The 18232-nt window shown below is 63.4% G+C and carries 11 protein-coding genes; 6 read left to right on the plus strand and 5 right to left on the minus strand.

Annotation, left to right across the window (positions count from 1 at the left end):
• Positions 1-13: 13 nt before the first annotated feature.
• The 5 genes from lpdA to AC1DS5_RS01340 all read right to left on the minus strand — a co-directional run bounded on the left by lpdA (position 14) and on the right by AC1DS5_RS01340 (position 9255).
• Positions 14-1813: a dihydrolipoyl dehydrogenase gene (lpdA, locus tag AC1DS5_RS01320; RefSeq protein ID WP_477716441.1), complete on the minus strand. Its 1800-nt coding sequence runs from the start codon at positions 1811-1813 to the stop codon at positions 14-16.
• A gap of 13 nt (positions 1814-1826) precedes the next feature.
• A complete protein-coding gene (locus AC1DS5_RS01325; RefSeq protein WP_477716442.1) occupies positions 1827-3425 on the minus strand; it encodes a dihydrolipoyllysine-residue acetyltransferase in 1599 nt (532 codons plus the stop codon).
• 15 nt (positions 3426-3440) lie between these two features.
• Positions 3441-6122 (minus strand): pyruvate dehydrogenase (acetyl-transferring), homodimeric type, encoded by a 2682-nt coding sequence (gene aceE, locus AC1DS5_RS01330; RefSeq protein WP_477716443.1) that lies wholly within the window; start codon positions 6120-6122, stop codon positions 3441-3443.
• Between the two features lie 653 nt (positions 6123-6775).
• Positions 6776-8194 (minus strand): aspartate ammonia-lyase, encoded by a 1419-nt coding sequence (aspA, locus tag AC1DS5_RS01335; protein WP_477716444.1) that lies wholly within the window; start codon positions 8192-8194, stop codon positions 6776-6778.
• Between the two features lie 89 nt (positions 8195-8283).
• Positions 8284-9255 (minus strand): transposase, encoded by a 972-nt coding sequence (locus AC1DS5_RS01340; RefSeq protein WP_477716445.1) that lies wholly within the window; start codon positions 9253-9255, stop codon positions 8284-8286.
• Positions 9256-9492: 237 nt separating this feature from the next.
• Between AC1DS5_RS01340 and AC1DS5_RS01345 the strand changes: the two genes are divergently transcribed.
• The 6 genes from AC1DS5_RS01345 (at position 9493) to AC1DS5_RS01370 (ending at position 18222) form a co-directional block, all read left to right on the plus strand.
• The gene (locus tag AC1DS5_RS01345; RefSeq protein ID WP_477716446.1) at positions 9493-10407 is read left to right on the plus strand and encodes a LysR substrate-binding domain-containing protein; all 915 of its coding nucleotides are present in this window, start codon (positions 9493-9495) and stop codon (positions 10405-10407) included.
• Positions 10408-10503: 96 nt separating this feature from the next.
• Positions 10504-11397 carry a carbon-nitrogen hydrolase family protein gene (locus AC1DS5_RS01350; RefSeq protein ID WP_477716447.1) on the plus strand — a complete coding sequence of 298 codons (894 nt, stop codon included), beginning with the start codon at positions 10504-10506 and terminating at the stop codon, positions 11395-11397.
• A gap of 77 nt (positions 11398-11474) precedes the next feature.
• Positions 11475-14357, plus strand: a complete 2883-nt coding sequence (locus AC1DS5_RS01355; protein ID WP_477716448.1) for an aminotransferase class I/II-fold pyridoxal phosphate-dependent enzyme — start codon at positions 11475-11477, stop codon at positions 14355-14357.
• Complete coding sequence (locus AC1DS5_RS01360) at positions 14354-15811, plus strand: biotin carboxylase (protein WP_477716449.1); 1458 nt, start codon at positions 14354-14356, stop codon at positions 15809-15811. The genes AC1DS5_RS01355 and AC1DS5_RS01360 overlap by 4 nt, the downstream gene beginning before the upstream one ends.
• Before the next feature lie 13 nt (positions 15812-15824).
• Complete coding sequence (locus AC1DS5_RS01365) at positions 15825-16829, plus strand: C45 family autoproteolytic acyltransferase/hydolase (RefSeq protein WP_477716450.1); 1005 nt, start codon at positions 15825-15827, stop codon at positions 16827-16829.
• An 85-nt stretch (positions 16830-16914) separates the two neighbouring features.
• The gene (locus AC1DS5_RS01370) at positions 16915-18222 is read left to right on the plus strand and encodes a dicarboxylate/amino acid:cation symporter (protein ID WP_477716451.1); all 1308 of its coding nucleotides are present in this window, start codon (positions 16915-16917) and stop codon (positions 18220-18222) included.
• Positions 18223-18232 lie beyond the last annotated feature (10 nt).

Here is an 18232-nt window from a genome sequence, read left to right on the forward strand (position 1 = left end):
GGCGGTGTGCGTCCTATTTCTTCTTCTGCGGCGGCAGGTCGGTGCACACGCCTTCGAATAGTTCGGCGGCCATGCCGATCGATTCGCCCAGCGTCGGGTGCGGGTGAATGGTCTTGCCGATGTCGGCCGGCTCGCAGCCCATCTCGATCGCCAGACAGACCTCGCTGATCAGGTCACCCGCATGGGTGCCGACGATGCCGCCGCCGATCACGCGGTGCGTGGCCTCGTCGAAAATCAGCTTGGTGAAGCCCTCGTCGCGCCCGTTGGCGATGGCACGGCCCGACGCCGCCCAGGGGAATACCGCCTTGCCAATCTTGATGCCCTCGGCCTTGCACTGCTCTTCGGTCTTGCCGGCCCAGGCGATCTCGGGGTCGGTGTATGCCACCGATGGAATCTGGCGGGCGTCGAACGAGGACGGCTCGCCGTGGGCGACCTCGGCCGCCACGTGGGCCTCATGAACCGCCTTGTGCGCCAGCATCGGCTGCCCGACGATGTCGCCGATGGCGAAGATGTGCGGCACGTTGGTGCGCATCTCCCGGTCGACGTTTATGAAGCCCCGGTCGGTCACGACCACGCCGGCCTTCTCGGCGCCGATCTTCTGGCCATTGGGGCTGCGGCCCACCGCCACCAGCACCAGGTCATAGAGCTGCACCTCCTTGGGTGCCTTCTCGCCTTCGAAGCTCACTTCGATGCCGGCCTTCGTCGCCTTGGCCCCGACGGTTTTTGTCTTGAGCATCACGTGGCCGAAGCGCGGCGCATTCATCTTCTCCCAGACCTTGACGAGGTCGCGGTCAGCGCCCGGCATCAATCCGTCGAGCATTTCGACCACGTCGATGCGTGTGCCCAGCGTCGAATACACCGTGGCCATCTCCAGCCCGATGATGCCGCCGCCCACCACCAGCATGCGCTTGGGGATGGACTTGAGCAGCAGGGCCCCGGTCGAATCGACGACACGATCGTCCTTGGGCATGAAAGGCAGCTGCACCGCCTGGCTGCCGGCCGCGATGATGGCCTTGGCGAACTTCACCACCATCTTCTTGTCACCGCCGGCCCAAGAAACTTCCAGGTGGTGCGGATCGAGGAAGCTGCCGACGCCGGTGAGCACTTCCACCTTGCGCGCCTTGGCCATGCCGGCCAGGCCGCCGGTGAGTTTCTTGATCACGCCGTCCTTGAAAGCACGCAGCTTGTCGATGTCAATCTCGGGCGGGCCGTACTTGATGCCATGGTCGGGCAGGGTCGCGACTTCGTCCATCACCGAGGCGGTGTGCAGCAGCGCCTTGGACGGGATGCAGCCGACATTCAGGCAGACGCCGCCCAGCGTGGCATAGCGTTCGACCAGCACCGTCTTCATGCCGAGGTCGGCGCTGCGGAAGGCGGCCGAATAGCCGCCGGGGCCGGCGCCGAGGACCAGCATCTCGCACTCCACATCCACTTTGCCCGAATAGCTGGAGGCGGCAGGCGCCGGAGCACCCTCACCCCCCGCCCWCTCCCGCGGCGCGGGAGAGGGGGCCGATACCGGTATTGCTCCCTCGCCCCTTTGGGGAGAGGGTTGGGGTGAGGGGCTGGCCGCGCCCGCAGCCTCCAGCGTCAGCAACACCGATCCCTCGCTGACCTTGTCATTCACCTTGACCTTGATCTCCTTCACGACCCCGGCATGGGTCGAGGGAATCTCCATCGATGCCTTGTCGGACTCGACCATGACCAGGCCGGTATCGACGGCGATGGTCTCGCCGACCTTCACCATCACTTCGATCACCGCGACATCCTTGAAGTCGCCGATGTCGGGGACTTTGACTTCCACGAGTTGTGCCATTTGGAGAGTGCCCTTAGAACATCACGCGCCGCATGTCGGCGAGCAGGTTGGCGAAATGGACGTTGAAGCGTGCGGCGGCGGCGCCGTCGATCACGCGGTGGTCCCAGGAAAGCGAGAGCGGCAAGGTCAGGCGCGAGGCCCAGTTCTTGCCGTCGCCGGAGTGCTGCTTCCAGTAGCTCTTGCACACGCCCATGATGGCCACCTCGGGCGCATTGATGATGGGCGTGAAGTACATGCCGCCGATGCCGCCCAGCGATGAAATGGTGAAGGTGCCGCCCTGCATCTGGTCGGGCTTGAGCTTGCCGTCGCGCGCCAGCTTGGCCAGCTCGCCCATTTCCTTGGCGATCTCGGGGACGCTCTTCTTGTCGGCGTCGCGGATCACCGGAACCATCAACCCGTTGGGCGTGTCGGCGGCAAAGCCGATGTGCCAGTAGTTCTTCAGCACGAGAGCGTCGCCGTCCAGGCTGGCGTTGAACTCGGGGAACTTCTTGAGGGTCGCCACCGCCGCCTTGATCATGAAGGGCAGCATGCTGATCTTGACACCCGACTTCTCCAGCTCCTTGTTCATCTGGACGCGGAACTGCTCCAGGTCGGTGATGTCGGCCTCATCGTGCGTGGTGACATGCGGAATCACCACCCAATTGCGATGCAGGTTGGCGGCCGAGATCTTCTTGATGCGGCTCTGTTCCTTGCGCTCGATCGGCCCGAACTTGGCGAAGTCGACCTTGGGCCAGGGCAGCAGGTCCAGCCCAGCGCCACCACCGGCCGGCGCGGCGGCAGCCTTGGCGGCCGACGGCGCTGCGCCAGCCGCTGCAGCTCCGCCCTTGGCGAATGCTTCGACGTCGTCGCGCACGATGCGGCCGTGGGCGCCACTGCCCTTGACGCGGCCCAGGTCCACCGAGAGTTCGCGCGCCAGCTTGCGCACCGCCGGCCCGGCGTAGGCCAGGGCGAACGTCGCCTCGTCGATACCCGCCTTTGCCCCCTCTTCCGCAGCTGCGGGAGAGGGTTGGGGTGAGGGTGTCTGCTGCACCTGGCTCACGGGCGCGCTGGCAGTAGCCGCCCCCGTCGCCAGCATCATGATGACGCTGCCTTCCGAGACCTTGTCCCCCAGCTTGACGCGGATCTCCTGCACTACGCCACCCAAAGGCGCGGGCACATCCATGGTCGCCTTGTCGGATTCCAGCGACATCAGCGGGTCCTCGGCTTTCACCGTGTCACCGGCCTTGACGAAGATCTCGATCACCGGCACATCCTTGAAGTCGCCAATGTCGGGCACGCGCACCTCGGCCAGCCCGGCCGGCGCGCTGACGGCCGCGGGCGGCGCACTGACGCTGGGCTTGGTGGGCTCGGCGGCCGCCACAGCAGCACCGGCCGCGCCGTTGAACTGCATCACCACGCTGCCTTCGCTGACCTTGTCGCCGACCTTGACGCTGATGGCCTTGACCACGCCGCCATGGGGCGCGGGCACGTCCATCGTCGCCTTGTCCGATTCCAGCGAGATCAGCGGATCCTCCGCCTTCACCGTGTCGCCGACCTTGACGAAGATCTCGATCACGGGTACGTCCTTGAAGTCACCGATGTCGGGCACCGGAATGTCTGTTACGTGGCTCATGTTGTGTCGTTCCTATCAAACGGTCCAGGGCGCGGCGCGCTCGGTGTCCAGGCCGTATTTGGCGATGGCATCGGCCACCACCTGCGGCTTGATGGCGCCTTCATCGGCCAGCGCCTTCAGTGCGGCCACGGCCACATAGTGGCGATCCACCTCGAAGAACTTGCGCAGCTTGACGCGGTAGTCGCTGCGTCCGAAGCCGTCGGTGCCCAGCACCACAAAGCGCCGGCCGGCGGCCTGTACGTATTCACGCACCTGGTCGGCGTAGCTGCGCATGTAGTCGGTGGATGCGATCACCGGGCCCTCGCTGCCGTCCAGGCAGCTCTCGACCCAGCTCTGGCGCGGCGCCTCGGTCGGGTGCAGCAGGTTCCACCGCTGGGCTGCCATGCCGTCGCGGCGCAGCTCGTTGAAGCTGGTCGCGCTCCAGATGTCGGCGGTGACATTGAAGTCGGCCTTGAGCAGCGCCGCCGCGGCGATCACTTCGCGCAGGATGGTGCCGCTGCCCATCAGCTGCACACGCAGACCCTTCCTGGCCGTCTTGCCGCCATCCTGGAGCTTGTACAGCCCTTTCAGGATCCCGGCCTCGGCGCCCGCCCCGGCATCGGCCAGGCCCGGGTGCGTGTAGTTCTCGTTCATCAGCGTGAGGTAGTAGAAGACGTCCTCCTGCTGCTCGTACATCCTGCGCATGCCCTCGCGCACGATGACCACCATCTCGTAGGCGAAGGTCGGGTCGTAGGACACGCAGTTCGGGATCGTCGCGGCCAGCAGGTGGCTGTGGCCGTCCTCATGCTGCAGCCCCTCGCCGTTGAGCGTGGTGCGACCGGCGGTGCCGCCCAGCAGGAAGCCGCGAGCCCGGATGTCGCCGGCCAGCCAGGCCAGGTCGCCCACCCGCTGCAGCCCGAACATCGAGTAGTAGATGTAGAACGGGATCATCGGCACGTTGCTCACGCTGTACGAGGTGGCGGCAACGATCCAGCTGGACATGGCCCCGCCTTCGTTGATGCCCTCCTGCAGCACCTGCCCGTCCTTGGATTCGCGGTAGTACATCAGCTGGTCGGCGTCCTGCGGCTTGTACAGCTGGCCCAGCGATGAATAGATGCCCAGTTGGCGGAACATGCCCTCCATGCCGAAGGTGCGCGACTCGTCGGGCACGATGGGGACGATGTGCTTGCCGATGTTCTTGTCGCGCACCAGCGTGCCCAGCATCTGCACGAAGGCCATGGTGGTGGAGATTTCGCGCTCACCGGAGCTGGCCAGCAAACGCTGGAAGGCATCGAGCGGCGGGATGGTCAGCGCGTTGGACTTCTGTCGGCGCTGCGGCAGGTAGCCGCCCAGGGCCTCGCGGCGCGCGCGCAGGTACTTCATCTCGACGCTGTCCTCGGGCAGCTTGATGAAGGGGATGTTCGGCAGATCCTCGTCGGACACCGGGATCTGGAAGCGGTCGCGAAAGCCCCGCAGCGCATCCTGCGTCATCTTCTTGGCCTGGTGGGCGATCATCTGGCCCTCGCCCGATTCGCCCATGCCGTAGCCCTTCACGGTCTTGGGCAGGATCAAGGTGGGCTGGCCGGTGTGCTTGACGGCGGCCGCGTAGGCCGCGAACACCTTCTCGGGGTCGTGACCACCACGCGTCAGGCCCCAGATCTCGTCGTCGCTCATGTCGGCGACCAGCGCCTTCAGCTCTTCGTACTTGCCGAAGAAATGCTCGCGCACATAGGCGCCGCTCTTGCTCTTGAAGTCCTGGTATTCGCCGTCCACGCACTCTTCCATGCGCTTGAGCAAGAGGCCGCTCTTGTCCTTGGCCAGCAGCTTGTCCCAGCCGGTGCCCCACAGCACCTTGATGACGTTCCAGCCGGCGCCGCGGAACACCGACTCCAGCTCCTGCACGATCTTGCCGTTGCCGCGCACCGGGCCGTCCAGGCGCTGCAGGTTGCAGTTGATGACGAAGATCAGGTTGTCCAGGCCTTCGCGCCCGGCCAGCGAGATCGCGCCCAGCGACTCGGGCTCGTCCATTTCGCCGTCGCCCATGAAGGCCCAGACCTTGCGCGGCGCGGTATCGGCCAGGCTGCGGCCCTGCAGGTACTTCAAAAAACGCGCCTGGTAGATCGCCATCAACGGGCCCAGGCCCATGGAGACGGTGGGGAACTGCCAGAAGTCGGGCATCAGCCAGGGATGCGGATAGGAGGGAATGCCCTTGCCCTCGGTCTCCTGCCGGTAGCCCAGCAGCTGTTGCTCAGTGAGGCGCCCCTCGACGAAGGCGCGGGCGTAGATGCCGGGCGAGCAGTGGCCCTGGATATAGATGAGGTCGCCGCCGTGCTGCTCGGTGGGCGCATGCCAGAAATGGCCGAAGCCGATGTCGTACAGCGTCGCCGCCGACTGGAAGCTGGCGATGTGGCCGCCCAGCTCGGACGACTCCTTGTTGGCGCGCAGGATGATCGCCATCGCGTTCCAGCGGATGATGGAGCGCAGCCGGTGCTCGATCTCGCGATCGCCGGGCGACTTCGCCTGGTCTTGCGGCTCAATCGTGTTCTTGTAGGCCGTGTTCAGCGAGCGGGGCACGTACACGCCGTCGTTGCGCGCCAGGTCCACCAGGCGGTTGACGATGTGGTTGGTGCGTTGCGGGCCGCGATGCTGCGCCACCGCGCGCAGTGCGTCGACCCATTCAATGGTTTCGATCGGATCGAGGTCGTCATTCACATTCATCTTGTCTCCTGTTGTTACTTCATGCCGCGGGGTCGGGGCGACATGCGCTTGACTGGGTATCGCAATCGGCGTGCCAAACCGCCCAGTGATCGGTGATGGACGTCAAGTTATTGATTTAGAAAGAGTTTTTCCGTAACCCGGGGCGCTGGCCCGGCGCCGCAGGCCGGAATGCCGGAATGCCGGCGCGGCTTTCGCCCGGCTTGCCGTCCGCCCGACTGCGGGTTAGTACGGGGTAGCGGCTGCCCTGCGCGTCAACGCCGCAGCGATCTTCGACGCCGGCGCATGGGGGATCTTCATCGGTATGTCTCCATCAAATTGATTTCGGGGCGAATGAATTTTGCTGGCCGGTGGCGCGGGCAAGCTTTCGGCGAACTTTCAAATGACGCGTCTTGAGCTCGGCACTTACCCGCAAAGGGAAATCGATAGGAGGCAATGAGAGAGTTTCGAGAGCCGGCGCGCGCGGCCGCCTCCCTCGCCGGCTGCGCAGACCCGAGGGCAATCGCTTGAAAAACCATTTCTCGTATATCCAGACGATCTTGCGGCTCGCCGCCAGCCGGCGAAAACCCCGCTCCAGCGTGCTGGCAAACGCCGCGTCGAAAGATCCACGTGGTGAGTTTGCTTGACTTCATGATGTGATGTCGCCGGAAATCACTTTAGATATTTAGATACAGCGCCGTGGGGCGGGTCAGTACCTCGGGCCTCAGGATCTCGTCAAGTTGTTGCTTGGAGAGCAAGCCCTTGCTTAGCACGATTTCGTAGACGCTGCCCCCCGAGGCATGCGCCTCTTGCGCCACCTGCGTGGCGTTGGCGTAGCCGATGTAGGGGTTCAAGGCCGTGACGATGCCGATCGAGTTTTCCACCAAGGAACGCAGGTGCTCTTTGTTGGCCGTAATGCCTTTGACGCAACGCTCGGCCAGGGTCAGGCAACCGTTTCGCAGATGACTCACACTCTTGAATATGCTGTGCGCGATGATGGGTTCAAAGGCATTGAGCTGCAGCTGTCCAGCCTCGGCCGCGAAGCTGACGGTGATGTCATTTCCGATGACCTCGAAGGCGATCTGGTTCACCACCTCCGGGATGACCGGATTCACCTTGCCGGGCATGATGCTTGAACCGGCCTGCATGGCCGGCAGATTGATCTCGCCCAAGCCAGCACGCGGGCCACTGGAAAGCAATCTCAGGTCGTTGCAGGTTTTCGAGAGTTTGATAGCCACCCGCTTGAGAACGCCGGACAATTGGACGAAGGCTCCGCAGTCTTGTGTTGCCTCGATCAAGTTGGGAGCGGTGATGAGGGGGATGCCGGTGGTCTCGATAAGATGCTTCACGATCCGTGGCGCATAGTCGGGGTGCGCCGTGATGCCGGTACCGATGGCGGTACCCCCCATGTTGATCTCGCATATCAGCAGTGCAGCTTCTCGCAACCTCGCTTCGTCTTCGCCGAGCATCACGGCGTAGGTGCTGAATTCCTGCCCCAGCGTCATCGGAACCGCGTCCTGCATCTGGGTGCGGCCCATTTTCAGGACATCCTTGAATTCTTCCGCCTTGGCTTCGAAAGCATGCCGTAACACGGCCATGGCATCAACCAGTCCCAAAATTCCAAACCACGTGGCGATCTTGAGTGCTGACGGATATACATCGTTAGTGCTTTGCCCGATATTGACCTGTTCATTGGGATGCAAATATTGGTATTCGCCTTTTGTGTGGCCCAACAATTCGAGTGCACGGTTGGCAATGACCTCGTTGGCATTCATATTGGTCGAGGTGCCCGCGCCACCTTGGATCACGTCCACCACAAACTGCTCATGCAGCTTTCCCGCGAGCAACTCGGCGCACGCTTTGACGATGGCATTGCAGCGGACTTCGTCGAGCAGGCCTAGTTCATGGTTGGAGAGCGCCGCCGCCTGTTTGATGTAGGCAAGCGCATTAATCAGCTCGGGATAAGCCGATATGGGAATACCGGTAATGGGAAAATTCTCCAACGCGCGCAGCGTATGCACACCGTAGTAGACATCGGCGGGGACTTCGCGATCACCCAGAAGATCGTGTTCGGTTCTATAGCGTCCAGTGGTCATCGAAATATTCCTCGCACAAAGTTTTAAGACAAGACAGGAGTGCGAGCGTATAGAGCAACTTCATTTCATACGAACTGGATGCGAATTTGTCATGACACGGCACAGCCGGTGCATACCTTGTCGTGGCGACCAGCTGCCGCGCCGTGACCATCTCGCCTACCTGATAGGCCACACGATGCGGTGCCTGTGAATTCGGTGTGCCTTGGCATATGCGCCAGTGAGCAGTTCTTTGATGAAGGCGACGAAGTGAACTTTCCTCGACGCTCGGTGACCGAGACGATGCGCCGCCCCGCCTTGAGCTCGACCGCAACGAACAGATTGGTGGTGCCATTGCGCACATACTCGTAGTCCTGCTTGCTTGGGCTATTCGTTGCCATGGCCAACGGCGCTCGGCTGTGATTGATAAGTTGCAGGCTTTTCTCGTCGATGCAAATGACCGGCTCGGCTTTGGATATTGGCCGCGCGTACAGTTCGAGCAGGGCATACATCCGGGCACGGTACTCCTCGGTCAGAGCCCCAATGCACCACATTACCCGGCGCCAGGGCTTGAGATCGTTTTTTTTAGCATGCGGCGCACGGTTTCCCGGCTCACGGATTGCATGCCAGGCTCCTGGCAGGCGGCGCGTTCGAGCTCGACCATGGTCCAGCGCTGGCGTTCCTTGGGCGGGGCTGAGCAGGCCAAGGCGATCACGCGCGCCTCGGCGTTGGTGTCGTACTGGCGCGGGCGTCCTGAGCGCTGAGGGCAACCGGTGCTCAAAGTAGTCCACGCCGCTGAAGAACCGCCACAGGATGTTCTCACTCCAGCGCACCACCAGCTCTTCGTCGCTGAGGTTGAAGCTGTGCTTGAGGTACAGCAGGCTGGCCATCAGGCGAACGGGGAGCTTGGGGTGTCCGGCATTGCTGCGACCTGCGCCCACCAGGGTCGTTGCCAAACATGTCCTGGCCTTCGAGAATTTGGCCGGTGCGTGCTGGTGCTCGAACTTCTGCGCCAGCGTCGCTTCGATCTGATCCCACGGAAAGCGCGTTGCCAGCACCGCCAAGGGGTCGCTCAGGTTGAGCATGGCGTCAATGCGGCTGCGAAAAAAGTCACTCTCTAGTGTTCGTGCGGGTTGCCGAGGTTTTGCAGGGGCGACTATGTAGGAGCCCGGCGGGCGAGGCAATGAAAATTCGAATTCAGAATAAAGCGCGGCGAATTTTGCATAGCACAAGTGGCACATAACAGTGGCACGCCCGGGGATATGGGACTACGCTATAGCAGCATTCGATGACACGTCTTTTTGCCGCATTGGGGTTACCAAATGGAAGTTAAATGGCTTGAGGACTTTTTGAGCCTGGCCGAGTCGCGCAGCTTCTCGCGCGCTGCGACAGACCGGCACATCACCCAGTCCGCGTTCAGCCGGCGCATCATGGCCCTGGAAGAGTGGCTGGGCGTGGATCTGGTGGACCGCAGCGTCCATCCGGCGACCCTGACCTCGGCGGGCTGGCTGTTTCGCCGCATAGCGGCGGACCTGCTGCATGACGCCTATGCGGCGCGCACCTTGCTGGGGGGATATCAGCCCCTGGCCGAGCCGGAGAAGGTGGTCCAGTTCTCCGTGGCCCACACGCTGGCGCTCACTTTCTTTCCGGTCTGGCTCAAGAAGCTGCACCAGAGCTTCGGTCCGCTGGTGGCCCGCGTCCATGCGGTGAATGTGCCCGCGGGCGTGCAGCAACTGGTGGAGGGCAACTGCGACCTCCTGCTGGCCTACCACCATCCGCAGCTGCCGATCCTGCTGGACCCCAATCTGTTTCCCTATCTGCTGCTGGGCGTCGAGAGAATCCTGCCGTTCTCCGCGATGGACGCCAGCGGCAAGCCCCTGTTTAGCCTGCCCGGGTCCAGCGAAGATCCGCTGCCGTTCATGGCCTATTCGTCGGGGGCTTTTCTGGGCAACGTCGTCGAGATGACCCTGCTGAACGCCCGCACGCCGTGCAATCTGCGGCGCAATTTCGAGACCCATATGTCCGAGGCCCTCAAGGCCATGGTGGTTGCCGGCCACGGCATAGGCTGGCTGCCGGAGAGCTGTGTGGTCACCGAACTCGAGGACGGGAAGGTGGCGGTCGCCGGATCGGACGAATGGACGACCAACCTGGAAGTTCGGCTCTACCGCGCGTCCCAGAGTTCCAAGCCGGTGATCGATGCCATGTGGTCCTGGGTCTGCGGAAATGAAAAGCGTTGACGCGTTTCGGGCGTGCTCCGCTGCACCAGGCCGCGCCACGAACGCGATGGGTTCTTAGCAAGTACATCAATCAATCACGATAGGAGATTTGGATCAATGAACGGTGCACATATGCAGCACGACGCGGCCAGCACTTTTGGTGTGGCGGGCGTACAGATGAATGTTTCTGCATTCGATAGCAACGTGGAACGCATGGGCGGCTATCTGCGCCATATCCGTGCGCGTTTTCCGTGGGTGAAGATGGTGCTTTTCTCCGAGCTCTCGGCGCACGGCCCCGGGCGCAACAAGGCCGAGCCGCTGCCCGGTCCCACCGAGGCCCGCCTGTGCGAACTGGCCCGCGAGACCGGCTTGTGGTTCATACCCGGCTCGCTGTTCGAGCGGGCCGAGGGGCCCACCGGCCCGGTCATTTACAACACCACGCCGGTGATCAATCCGCAAGGCGAAGTGATTGCGCGATTCCGCAAGCTGTTCCCTTTCCGACCCTACGAGCGCGACGTTGCGGGCGGTTCGGAGTTCTGCGTTTTCGACGTGCCCGGCGCGGGCCGCTTCGGGGTCTCGATCTGCTACGACATGTGGTTTCCCGAGACCACGCGCACGCTGGCGGCGATGGGGGCCGAAGTGATTCTGCACCCCACCATGACGGACACCATCGACCGCGATGTGGAACTGTCGATCGCCCGTGCATCCGCGGTGACCAACCAGGTGTACTTCTTTGACGTCAACGGCGTGGGCGACGGCGGCGTGGGCCGCTCCATCATCTGCGACCCGTCGGGCTATGTATTGCACCAGGCCGACGGCGGCGCCGAGATCATGGCCATCGACGTCGATTTCGCGCGTGTCCGGCGCGAGCGCGAGCGCGGCTTGCGCAGCAATCTGGGGCAACCGCTGAAGAGCTTTCGCGACCGCGAATGCGTGTTTGACGTCTACCGGGAGAACAACCCGGCCTATCCCTATCTGAACACATTGGGGGCGCTGAAAAAACCCGACTGACCCCCAAGCATCCCAGATTCGCCATCAACAAAAATTCGGGACACACAAGCACTCCGCAGTGTCCCCAGGAGACAAACATGAATGCTGGAACGCCTAGCAAAAAAGGGCAGCCCTCACTGAGCCGCCATCGCAGCGTGTGGGAGATGCGTGCGGACAGCTGGATCGGTCTGGTCGACCATCTGAGCCAATTGAACATCCTGCCCAGCGACCACGCCGAGTACGCGCGGCGGCTGAAAAAAGTCACGGATCTGAGCAACGAACTCGCGCCCATCGAGAGCTACTGGGCCTTCCCGGGCGGCAGGGTTTTCAACGAGCTATGCAACTGGATCGAGCGCGGGGAATTGGCGCGGGCGCATTCGGCCGCACGCCGCATCCATCGAGTGCTGGCGGCGCGGACCTACCGCCATGAGTCCAACGCGCTGGACGGCGACTCGGAGCTGCCGTCGCAGATCGAGACCGACAGCGAACGCCAGGCGCAGCTGTCGCGTCCCTACTTCGAAGTGCTGATCGTTGACGAGATGTCGGCCAGCGAGGAAGACGCGTTGCGCCGCCGCGTCCAGCGCAAGCGCAGCGCCGACGACGACTTCATCTTTGACATCGTGGTGGTCCCCAGCTTCGAAGATGCGCTGATGGCCACGCTGGTCAATTTCAATCTGCAGGCCGTGGTGATCCGGCACGGCTTCCCGTTCCGCTCGGTCAACCACAACGATATGCTGCGGCGCTTTCTCGATGGGCTCGACGAGGGCATCGAGATGATGCCCGAGTTCGAGCGCGGCCCCCTGCTGGGGCGCCGAATCGCCAAGATCCGCCCCGAGCTCGACCTGTACCTGGTGACCGACGTCAATGTCGAGGACATTGCGGCGCGCGTGGGCGAAGTTTTCAAGCGCATCTTCTTCGGCGAGGAAGACCATATAGAGCTCTACAGCTCGATCATGAAGGGCGTGGGCGAGCGGCATCGCACGCCCTTCTTCAATGCGCTGCGCGAATATGCGAAGCAGCCGACCGGCGTGTTCCATGCGCTGCCGCTGGCGCGCGGCAAATCGATCATGAACTCCAACTGGATCGGCGACCTGGCACAGTTCTACGGCATGAACCTGTTCATGGCCGAGACTTCGGCTACCTCGGGCGGGCTCGATTCGCTGCTCGATCCGGTCGGCCCGCTCAAGGTGGCACAGGAGTACGCGGCGCGCGCCTTCGGGGCCCGGCGCACCTATTTCGCAACCAACGGCACCTCCACCTGCAACAAGATCGTGGTGCAGGCGATGGTGCGTCCCGAAGACATCGTGCTGGTCGACCGCAACTGCCACAAGTCGCACCACTATGGCCTGGTGCTGGCGGGGGCCCAGGTGGCCTATCTCGACTCCTATCCGCTCGATCAGTACTCGATGTATGGCGCGGTGCCGATCCGCCATATCAAGGAGACGCTGCTGGGCTTTCGGCGCGCCGGCACGCTGGAGCGCGTGCGCATGGTGCTGCTGACCAACTGCACCTTCGATGGCATCGTCTACGACGTCGAGCGCGTGATGATGGAATGTCTGGCGATCAAGCCGGACCTGGTGTTCCTGTGGGACGAAGCCTGGTTCGCCTTCGCGCGCTGCCACCCGATCTACCGCCAGCGTACCGGCATGGCGGCGGCGGCCAAGCTGGCCGAGACGCTGAAAGACCCGCAGTACGCGCAGCGCTATGCCGAATTCCGTGCCGGCCTGGACTGGGATGACGACCAGGCCTTGCTGGACCAGCGGCTGCTGCCCGACCCGGCCAAGGCGCGGGTGCGCGTGTATGCCACCCACTCCACCCACAAGACGCTTACGGCCTTGCGCCAGGGCTCGATGATCCATGTGTGGGACCAGGACTTCAAGGACAAGGCCGAGGAGGCTTTCCACGAGGCCTATATGACGCACACCTCGACCTCGCCGAACTACCAGATCCTGGCCTCGCTCGACGTCGGTCGGCGCCAGGTCGAACTCGAGGGCTACGAGCTGATCCAGCGCCAGCTCGAGCTGGCGATGAGTCTGCGCGAACAGGTACGCATCCACCCGCTGCTGAAACGCTATTTCCGCTTCCTGCGCGTCAGCGATGTGGTGCCTCTGCCATACCGCGAATCGGGGGTCGAGTCCTACTACAACGACGAGAACGGCTGGAACAATCTGGAAGCGGCCTGGCGCACCGACGAGTTCGCACTCGACCCGACGCGCGCCACCCTGACCATCGGCGCCACCGGCATGGACGGCGACACCTTCAAGAACAAGGAGTTGATGGACAAGTACGGCATCCAGATCAACAAGACCTCGCGCAACACCGTGCTGTTCATGACCAACATCGGCAGCACCCGTTCGGCGATCGCCTATCTGCTCGAGGTGCTGGTGAAGATCGCGCGCGACGTCGATGACCGCGTGACCGACATGAGCGCCATCGAGCGGCGCATCCACGAGAAGCGGGTGCGCTCGCTGACGCTGGAACAGCCGCCGCTGCCCGATTTCTCGAGCTTCCATTTCGCGTTCCGCGGGCGCAGCGTGGAGGGCCGCGCCGAGACGCGCGACGGCGATATCCGCAGCGCCTTTTTCCTGTCCTACGACGACATCAACTGCGAATACATCGGCATGGAGGAGGCCGCGAAAGAGATCCGCGCGGGCCGCGAGCTGGTCTCGGCGCTGTTTGTGATTCCCTATCCACCGGGCTTCCCGATCCTGGTGCCGGGACAGGTGATCAGCGCCGAAATCCTGCAGTTCATGGCCGCGCTCGACGTGCGCGAAATTCATGGCTTCCGGCCCGAGCTGGGCTTTCGCATCTTCAATGAAGTTGCGCTGGCCCGCGCCGCCCAGGCCACGGCGGCCCGCGCCGCGCTGGCCGTCGCCGGCAGAGCGGCGCTGCCGCAGGAACAAGATCCCCAAAACGAGGCGGTCACCACCGCTGTTGCAGAAACCACCCCAGCCAAGTCCACCAAGAGGAGCAACAAGTGAGCAATAAAGTCAAGAGCATTTCCGATCTGTTGCTGATGTTTCACCGCAACGAGCGGCCCATCTATTTCATCGGCGCAACCAACTTCAATCTGCTGGGCGTCGACCGCTGGGTCAACCGCTTTCGCTACATCAACTACATCGATTGCTTCGACGGGCGCCACCCGAACGTTTTCGTGCCCAGTGAAAGCCCGCACGCGGAGTTCGAGTCGATCGAGGACATCAGCAATTACTTGTTGCAGCACAAGGAAGTCATCGACCTGATCGAGCGTCGCGGCGGCAAGCCCGTCGCCACCTTCCTGATGTTCGACGAGAAGACCGAGGCGCTGGCCGGCGAGCTGGGCATGGACGTGTGGTTCCCACCCGCCAAGCTGCGCCAGCGCTGCGACAACAAGATGGAAACCGTGCGCATCGGCAACAAGGCCGGCGTCTTCTCGGTGCCCAACGCCCTGGAAAAAGTCGACAGCTACCAGCACCTGATGCAGATCGCGGAACGCAACAAGCTCGGCCGCGACCTGGTGGTGCAGTCGGCCTTTGGTGATTCTGGCCACACCACCTTTTTCATCGCCAACGAGGACGACTTCAACAAGCACAAGGACGAAATCGTCAACGACCCCGAGGTCAAGATCATGAAGCGCATCAACTGCCGCGGCGCCACGCTGGAGGCGTGCGCCACGCAGTCCGGCACGCTGGTCGGGCCGCTGCTCACCGAGGTGGTGGGCGCCAAGGAACTGACTCCCTACAAGGGCGGCTGGTGCGGCAACGAGGTGTTTCCCGGCGCATTCTCCGAAGGTGTGCGGCAGAAGGCCCGCGACATGGCAGAGCGCTTCGGCAACCAGTTGCTGGAAGAGGGCTACCGCGGCTACTTCGACCTCGACTTCCTGATCGACCAGGACAATGGCGAGGTCTACCTGGGCGAACTCAACCCGCGCATCTGCGGCGCCAGCCCGATGACCAACCACGCGGCTTTCGCCTACGCGGATGCGCCGCTGTTCCTGTTCCACCTGCTCGAATTCTCGGGCGTGCCCTTCGACCTCAATGTGCGCGAGATCAACGAGCGCTGGGCGCAGCCGCACTTCATCGACTCCTGGTCGCAGGTGGTCATCAAGTACACCGAGGACAAGGTCGACCAGGTGACGCGCGCACCCGCCACCGGCATCTACCGCCTGAGCGAAGACGGCACCATGGGCTACCAGCGCTACGACCACGAGCGCCGCGCGATCGACAGCGAGCGCGAGGCTTTCTTTCTGCGCATTACCGGCCCGGGCGACTACCGCTACGAGGGCGCGGACCTGGGCATCCTGATCACGCGGGGGCGTTCGATGGACGACAACTTCAAGCTCAACGTCCGGGCGCGCGACTGGATCCGCGGCATCAAGAACCACTACGACGGCAAGCCTATCGTGACGACGCAGCACGCGGTGGCGCCAGCACCGGGTTCGTTCAAGATTCTCTGAGCCGGCGCACGCAATGTCGATCAATGTGAGCTTCCGCGCGGTGAGCGAAGACCAGCCGGGCGAGAAATGGCAGGCCATTTTCAATCGCTCCTGGCCTGGCTACCGCGCCTGGTTTCTGCGCAGCGGCGCGGTCGGGCGGCCCAGCTACCTCGAAAGTCGGCGGGCCATCAGAGAGCACATGCCCGAGCTGGTGCCGACCTGGGAGCGCCTGGTCGGGCTGGCCGGCGGCGGCGACGTGGAGGCGCGCTTCCTGTCGCTGTGGTGCCCGCCGCCGTACATCGCCGGCTGTGCCCAGGCCGTCTGGATCGATCCCGCTGGCGCGCAGGAGCCCGTGCTGCTGCGCAACTACGATTTCGCGCCCGCGCTGCTGGAAGGCGACTGGCTGGCCACACGCTGGACCGACCAGCGGAATCGGGTGCTGGCGATGAGCGACTGCCTGTGGGGCGCACTGGACGGCGTGAACCAGGCCGGGCTGAGCGCGTCCCTGTCCTTCGGTGGCCGCACGGTGACCGGCGCGGGCTTTGGTATCCCGCTGGTGCTGCGCTATGTGCTGGAGGCAGCGCACAGCACGGCCGAGGCCATCGCCATTCTCCAGCGCGTTCCGGTGCATATGAGCTACAGCGTGACCCTGCTGGACCGCAGCGCCGACTGGGCCACCGTGTTTGTCGCACCCGATCGTCCGACCGAAGTCACGCGGCGCAAGGCGGTGACCAATTTCCAGCATGACATCGAGTGGCCCGAGCATGCGCGGGCTACGCGTTCGCCGCAGCGGCTGGCCGCGCTGCAGCAGCAGATCGACCAGCTGGCTCCCATACAGGCGCTGGCGGATGCCCTGCTGCGTACGCCCCTGTACCAGTCGTCGTGGCTGCGCGGCTACGGCACCTTGTACAGCGCGGTCTACCGCCCCCTGAGCGGGCAGGCCGAACTGCTATGGCCCGGTGACAGCTGGGTCCAGTCCATCGCCACTTTCAAGGAGGGACAACGAGACGTCGTCTATCCGGCCTTCCCACCCAGCTGACCATTTGCCTTTTTTGCCAGCCCGCGCCGCGGTGCGGGCTATTTCACCGAAAACTTTGACCCACAACACACATGGAGACTCCGACATGAAAAGAAAACTTCCGCCAGCTGCCTGGATTTTGATAGCGATGGTGCTCGGGATCATCATCGGCTATTTTGTTTTTATTGAGTTCCCCGACAAGAAAGCCGCAACCCAGATCGCGGGTTACATCTCGATCGTGTCGGACGTGTTCCTGCGGCTGATCAAGATGCTGATCGGGCCACTGGTGTTCTCCACCCTGGTTGTGGGGATCGCGCACATGGGCGATGCGTCCTCCGTCGGGCGGGTGTTCGGCAAGGCGCTGGGCTGGTTCGTCACCGCCTCGCTGATCTCGCTGGTGCTCGGACTGGTGATGGCCAACTGGCTGCAGCCGGGCCTGAACCTCGGCCTGCCGTTGCCCGACATCGGTGCCTCCGCCAACCTGGCGACCTCGAAGTTCACGCTGAAAGACTTCGTCAGCCACCTGGTGCCCAAGTCCTTCGCCGAGGCCATGGCCAACAACGAGATCCTGCAGATCGTGGTCTTCTCGATGTTTTTCGGCGTCGCGCTAGCGGCCTTGGGCGAAAAGGGCAAGACCCTCGTGGCAGCCATCGACGAACTAGCCCACGCGATGCTCAAAATCACCGGCTACGTGATGAAGCTGGCCCCGCTCGCCGTGATGGCCGCGATGGCGGCCACCGTGGCGGTGAACGGGCTCGAGATCCTGCTCAAGTTCGCGGTCTTCATGGGCGACTTCTACCTGGGCCTGTTCGTGCTGTGGACCGTGCTGATTCTGGCGGGCTTCACCTTCCTGGGCCCGCGCGTATTCAAGCTGCTGGTGCTCATCAAAGAGGCTTTCCTTCTGTCCTTTGCCACGGCCAGTTCGGAGGCAGCCTATCCGAAGATCCTCGATGCACTCGACCGTTTCGGCGTCAAGCGCAAGATTTCCAGCTTCGTGATGCCCATGGGCTACTCGTTCAACCTCGACGGCTCGATGATGTACTGTACCTTCGCAGTGCTGTTCATCGCTCAGGCATACGGCATCGCGCTACCGATCAGCACGCAGATCACCATGCTGCTGATCCTGATGCTCACCTCCAAGGGCATGGCCGGTGTGCCGCGGGCCTCGCTGGTGGTGATCGCCGCCACGCTGAACCAGTTCAACATCCCCGAGGCGGGCCTGCTGCTCATTCTTGGCGTGGACACCTTCCTGGACATGGGACGCTCGGCAACCAACGCGGTCGGCAACTCGATCGCCACGGCGGTGGTCGCCAAGTGGGAAGGCGCCTTGCTGCCCGAGAACGCCGCCGCGGAGAACGCCAAGACGCTGGACGCAGAGAGTGCGGCTACCCTGGCGCAGCCGGTGCACACCTGAGGCCCCAGCC

The organism is Polaromonas sp. P4_H1 (genome assembly GCF_056400945.1).

What these genes read in the sequence shown, in the direction of transcription:
- AC1DS5_RS01325 (WP_477716442.1), bottom strand. Translation starts at nt 3,425, where the DNA reads ATGAGCCACGTAACAGACATTCCGGTGCCCGACATCGGTGACTTCAAG.
- aceE (WP_477716443.1), bottom strand. Translation starts at nt 6,122, where the DNA reads ATGAATGTGAATGACGACCTCGATCCGATCGAAACCATTGAATGGGTC.
- aspA (WP_477716444.1), bottom strand. Translation starts at nt 8,194, where the DNA reads ATGACCACTGGACGCTATAGAACCGAACACGATCTTCTGGGTGATCGC.
- AC1DS5_RS01340 (WP_477716445.1), bottom strand. Translation starts at nt 9,255, where the DNA reads ATGCTCAACCTGAGCGACCCCTTGGCGGTGCTGGCAACGCGCTTTCCG.
- AC1DS5_RS01345 (WP_477716446.1), top strand. Translation starts at nt 9,493, where the DNA reads ATGGAAGTTAAATGGCTTGAGGACTTTTTGAGCCTGGCCGAGTCGCGC.
- AC1DS5_RS01350 (WP_477716447.1), top strand. Translation starts at nt 10,504, where the DNA reads ATGAACGGTGCACATATGCAGCACGACGCGGCCAGCACTTTTGGTGTG.
- AC1DS5_RS01355 (WP_477716448.1), top strand. Translation starts at nt 11,475, where the DNA reads ATGAATGCTGGAACGCCTAGCAAAAAAGGGCAGCCCTCACTGAGCCGC.
- AC1DS5_RS01365 (WP_477716450.1), top strand. Translation starts at nt 15,825, where the DNA reads ATGTCGATCAATGTGAGCTTCCGCGCGGTGAGCGAAGACCAGCCGGGC.
- AC1DS5_RS01370 (WP_477716451.1), top strand. Translation starts at nt 16,915, where the DNA reads ATGAAAAGAAAACTTCCGCCAGCTGCCTGGATTTTGATAGCGATGGTG.